General features: G+C 72.9%; 6 protein-coding genes. 2 read left to right on the forward strand and 4 right to left on the reverse strand.

Annotated features, from left to right (window positions below):
• The 4 genes from ACWGIG_RS36845 to ACWGIG_RS36860 all read right to left on the reverse strand — a co-directional run.
• On the reverse strand, positions 1–344 hold a 344-nt coding region (locus ACWGIG_RS36845), incomplete at its 3' end, for a hypothetical protein (RefSeq protein ID WP_453326077.1).
• 104 nt (positions 345–448) lie between these two features.
• Positions 449–2,410, reverse strand: a complete 1,962-nt coding sequence (locus tag ACWGIG_RS36850) for a sensor histidine kinase (protein ID WP_453326078.1) — start codon at positions 2,408–2,410, stop codon at positions 449–451.
• Positions 2,411–2,468: 58 nt separating this feature from the next.
• A complete protein-coding gene (locus ACWGIG_RS36855; RefSeq protein WP_453326079.1) occupies positions 2,469–3,200 on the reverse strand; it encodes a response regulator transcription factor in 732 nt (243 codons plus the stop codon).
• A 3-nt stretch (positions 3,201–3,203) separates the two neighbouring features.
• Positions 3,204–3,488 (reverse strand): hypothetical protein, encoded by a 285-nt coding sequence (locus tag ACWGIG_RS36860; RefSeq protein WP_453326080.1) that lies wholly within the window; start codon positions 3,486–3,488, stop codon positions 3,204–3,206.
• A gap of 272 nt (positions 3,489–3,760) precedes the next feature.
• Between ACWGIG_RS36860 and ACWGIG_RS36865 the strand changes: the two genes are divergently transcribed.
• Positions 3,761–4,102, forward strand: a complete 342-nt coding sequence (locus ACWGIG_RS36865) for a hypothetical protein (RefSeq protein WP_453326081.1) — start codon at positions 3,761–3,763, stop codon at positions 4,100–4,102.
• A 174-nt stretch (positions 4,103–4,276) separates the two neighbouring features.
• A partial coding sequence (locus ACWGIG_RS36870) for a restriction endonuclease (RefSeq protein ID WP_453326082.1) occupies positions 4,277–4,940 on the forward strand: 664 nt, incomplete at its 3' end.

Consider the following 4,940-nt stretch of genomic DNA (forward strand, 5'->3'; position numbering starts at 1 on the left):
GCTCCGGCAGCCGCGCCCACGGTCGCCGTCGAACTGCCGGCGGGTGCCGCCTCGGGCTGCTCGCCCGCGGCGACGCCGCCGCGCGGCGGGGCGACGCTCGGACCTGTCTCGCCGCCGCCCGGCGGGGTGACGGCCGGACCCGTGCCGCTGCCCGCGGACACCCCACCGGATGCGGAGGGAGCCGAGGGGGCCGAGGAGGGGGTGGCCGTCCGCTCGGCGGTCGACGGGGTCGCCTTCGGGGTGGTGTCGGCGAAGGCCGTGGTGGCCGGGAGGCAGATCGCGCCCGCCGTGACAGCGGCGAGTACGGCGTGGCGCAGGGGGGTCTTCAGGGACAGCAACGACATCTACGGGGCTCCGTTCCGATTCGGCCTCTTCGACGGCGCGGGTACGGACGCGTACCCCGCCGCGAGGCGTGGCCACAGGTTGGCGCGAAGTTATGAAGAAGCTGTCAGGAAGCTGTGGTCTTCGGATCAGGCCTGTTCGGGGCCGGGTTCGGGCCCTGCCCGGGACCCGTCGGAGCGGTCCGCTGCGGTGCGGTGGGGAGGCGGAGGGTGAAAACGGACCCCGCGCCCGGAGAGCTCGTGGCGGACACTGTGCCGCCGTGCGCCTCGATGAGTTTCCGTACGATCGCCAGCCCGAGCCCGCTGCCACCGGTGCGCCGGCTGCGTGACTTCTCGGCGCGCCAGAACCGGTCGAAGACGTGCGCGAGGTCCTCGGGCGGAATGCCGACGCCGGTGTCCGCGACCTCCACCAGCACCGCGTCCCCGGCCGGTGACCCCAGCGCGCGCAGGGTGACGCGTCCGCCCGCGGGAGTGTGGCGCACCGCGTTGGAGACCAGGTTGCCGACGGCCTGCCGCATACGGACCGGGTCGGCCGTCAGCGGGGGGACCGGGCGGTCCGGCGGCGGGGCGCACACCGTCAGGGCGACGCCCGCCGTCTCCGCGTGCGTCTGGTGGGCGGCGGCGACCTGCGCGAGCAGCCCCTCGACGCGCACCGGCTCCAGGTGCAGCCGCAGCGCCCCGGCGTCGGCCTGGGCGAGGTCCTGGAGGTCGTCGATGATGTGCTGGAGCTGCAGGGCCTCCTCGTGCAACGAGGCGATGAACGCCGGGTCGGGCTCGGCCACCCCGTCCTGCACGGCCTCCAGCCAGCCACGGATGTTGCTCAGCGGGGTGCGCAGCTCGTGCGCGACATCACTGACCATGGCCTTGCGCTGGCCCTCCAGTTGGGAGCGGTGCGCGGACATGTCGTTGAACGTCGCGGCGAGACGGCCGATCTCGTTGTCGGCCGCCACGCGCACCGGCGTGGTGTCCGCGCCGTCGCGCATCCGCTGGGCGGCGCTCGTCAGTGCCTGGAGGGGGCGTACGAGCCGGACGCCCGCCAGCACCGAAGCGCCGACCGTGAGGGCCAGCACGAGCGCGGCGGTCCCCGCGATCTTGGCGGTGTTGGCGGGGGAGAGGTCGAATCCCGGCACGGTGGCCGCCCCCGCGTCTCCTATGAACAGCAGCGCGGGCGAGGCGACGTACGAACTGAGCTGCTCGCGGCGGGCCGTTCCCACGCAGGAAGCGATCGCCCGGTCGCCCTCGGAGTCGCGGGGGACCTCGCTGCCCACGCCGCCGCCCGCATAGCTGGGCGCGGGTTCGGGAGTGACCACCTGCGGGGGCTCGACGGGCGAGCCCTCCTGGCCCCAGGAGAGGTCGAGTTTCAGCCGGACGCCCGCCCGGCCCTGCCGTGCCAGGCAGGCGTCGGCGAGTTGGTTGAGGGCGCGGAGCGCCTTTCGCTCGGTGGCCGTGGGGACGTCCAGGGAGTCGGTCGGACACCGGGAATCGTGGAGGCGGCCGGGGTCGTTGCCCACCACCTGGACCGTGGGGCGTCCGCTCCGGCTCGTCACCACGTCCGATGCGATGCCCGAGTCGTCGAGACAGGCCACCACCCGGTCGGCGATCTGCCGCAGGTTCCTCAGCTCCGTCGCCGGAAGCCGGAACGGGCCCACCGCCCGCGGATCGACCCGGTCCGCCGGAGTCCCGGCGCTCCCCGAACTCTCGGCCGCCAGCGCGGTGTCCATGGAGAGCGGGTCGACGACGGCCGAGGCCTGGGCGGGCAGCGCGGCCGAGGCCGGCGCGGCGGCCGAGTCGGCGAGCGGCGTCCTGGCCTCGGTGGTCAGGGCGATCCGGCGGCCGGACTGCTCGGCCAGCTCGCGTACGGTCTTCTCGACCCCGTCCCAGGTGCGGTGGGCCGCCGCGTAGCCGAGCAGGCTGTGGTAGATCCGGGCGTCGGCGGTCAGGTTCTGGCCCTGTTCCTGCCGGATGGCGCCGGACGTCGTCTGGACGGCGAGCCAGGCGGTGGCCGCCACCGAACACGCCGCCACCAGTGCGGACACGGCCAGCAGACGCCCCAGCAGACTCTTGCGCAACGGCAGTCTCGTCCGCCGCGTCGCCGCCCCCGGCACTGGGGTGTCCCGGCGGCCGGCCCTACGACGACGCACGGGACGCCGCCTTCGCCGGATCCGTCAGCTTGTAGCCGACACCGAAGACGGTGAGTAGCCGGACCGGCCGGCGCGGGGCCGGTTCGATCTTCTTGCGCAGGTTCATCACGTGCACGTCGACGGTCCGGTCGCTGATGTACCGGTCGAAACCGTGCAGTTCGGCGAGCAGTTGCTGACGGGTGAAGACCCGGTCGGGCTCGGCCACGAGCGCCGCGAGGACGCGGAACTCCCCGGGCGTGCAGTCCACCGCCCGGCCGTCGACCGACACCAGGTGCCGGACGGAATCGATCACCAGCCCGCCCACGCTCAGCACGCAGTCGTCGGCCGATGGGGCGCCGTCGTCGGCGGTACGCCGGGTGCGGCGCAGCAGCGTGCGCACCCGGGCCATGAGTTCCCGCGGGCTGTACGGCTTGGTGACGTAGTCGTCGGCCCCGAGGTCGAGGCCGAGCAGCAGGTCGTCCTCGGTGGAACGGGCGGTCAGCATCAGCACCGGCACCTCACGCTGCTCCGCCCGCAGAATGCGGACCACGTCCAGTCCGTCGGCCCGCGGCATCATCACATCGAGAACCAGCAGGTCCGGCTCCCCCTGCCGGACCGCCTCCAGGGCCGCGAAACCGTCACCGACCGCGGTGACGGCATGACCTTCGCGTTCCAGGTAGCGGCGCAAGAGCTCGGCCTGCTTCTCGTCGTCCTCAGCGATGATCACGTGTGCGCACACGCATCAGATCGTATAAGCATGCGAGCGGCGGGCGGCGGGCGGCCGTCGTCGGCCCCGGGCCTGACGCGGGCCACCCGCGCCCCGCCCGGTGACTCGTGGGCCACGAAACGTGTCTCCGCCGCGGGCGCACACCAGCGCCGTGGCACCGTCACGCTCGTGGCGCAGGTCCTGGCCGGACAGCTTCAGGGGCTCGCCGGGCGTCACCTGCACAGTGGTCAGCACACCCGTCGGTGAAGAGGTGTCCAGGATGCCCTTGTCGCGCAGGTCGAGGACCGACAAATCACCCAAACCCCGTTCGTCGTCCGGCCGGTGGGCCGATCCGCACCTGCTGATCATCCCGGGCAGGTCCGCGGGAGCGGGGCCCTGCCGATGTTCCACCACAGGTGCGCCTTGAGAGGTGCCTTCAGCACTCCTCGGCCCCGGGAGTGACCAGCGAGTGACCCGTGCGTGAGAGGGCCAGGAGAACGTGCCTGTCAGGCAGCTTCCCGCGCACCCACGAGGTGCCTCCGGGAAGGTTCCGGCGGACACAGGGCCCGCCGGCCACGACAAGGAGACCTCCGATGCGTCATCAGGCTCTTTCCCACCGCAGCTTCATGGCCCTGGCCACTGCGGCGCTGGCTCTGTCCGGCGCTGTGCTCACGCCGTCCCCTGCGGCCGCGGCCGATCCGCAGGGCGACTTCACGGCTCATGGTGTGAAGATCCGCAGCGGCTACACGCTCAACTCCCGCGTCAGGGGACACGGAAATCCGGGTGACGGTTTCACCTGGATGGGCGGCCAGAGCACCGGAGCCGACCCCGTGACCTGTCCGGACGGCAGGGTCGATGACCACTGGACGTACGTCCACAACAACCGGACCGGCGTGGAGGGTTACGTCTCGGACTGCTTCATCCGGCGGTTCTGACCCGTGACGGACGGGTGGCCGTCGGCGCCGCTGCACGCCCTGGCCACGAGCGTGCTCGGCAGGGATCGGTGAGCGGCGGCGGCTCCGTTTCGGGGGTGGGCCGGGGTGGGTGGTCTTGTGCCGCTGATCCCTGTTCCCGACACTGCGGTCAGTGGATCCGACCCGGGGGTGGGAATGGCAGCTCAGCGCAAGCGCCGCAGACGCTCGAAGCGGCAGCGGCAGCAGTTGACGCGGTGGGGCGCGTCGGCGGGCGCGGTCCTCCTGGTACTGCTGGTCGTGACCTGGCACGCCGTGTGGCCGTACCTTCTGGGGGCTGTGGCACTCGTGCTCGTCGGGGGCGCGGGGTGGTGGCTGTGGCAGGCGCACCGGCGGGAGCGGGCGGGCGACGCGGCCTGGCGGGTGGCGGAGGAGCGCAGGGCGCGGGAGCTGTCGATGGCGGCGGTGGACGCGATGTCGTGGCAGGAGTTCGAGACCTACGTCGCGCAGCTGTGCGTCCGCGACGGGTGTACCGAGGTGCTGGTGAGCGGCAGGAGCGGCGACCTGGGCGCGGACGTCGTCGGCCTGCTCCCCGACGGGAAGCGCCTCGTCGTGCAGTGCAAGCACTACGCACCCGAACGGTCGGTGGGTTCGGGGGACATGCAGAAGTTCGTGGGCACCGCGAGGCCGGAACACCGCGCCGATGTGGCCCTGTACGTGACGACCGGCAGGGCCTTCACCCGCGACGCGCAAGGGCTGGCGCTGCGCAACGACATCATCGCGATGCACCGCGACCTGCTCGGCTCCTGGGTGAAAGGGGCCACCCTGCAGTCCTTGCTGCCGTTGAACGGCTCCGGCGGCG

The organism is Streptomyces sp. NPDC054863 (genome assembly GCF_053610825.1).

Bases quoted from the DNA above. Each gene is read 5' to 3' on its own strand.
- ACWGIG_RS36865 (WP_453326081.1), top strand. From the start codon at position 3,761: ATGCGTCATCAGGCTCTTTCCCACCGCAGCTTCATGGCCCTGGCCACT.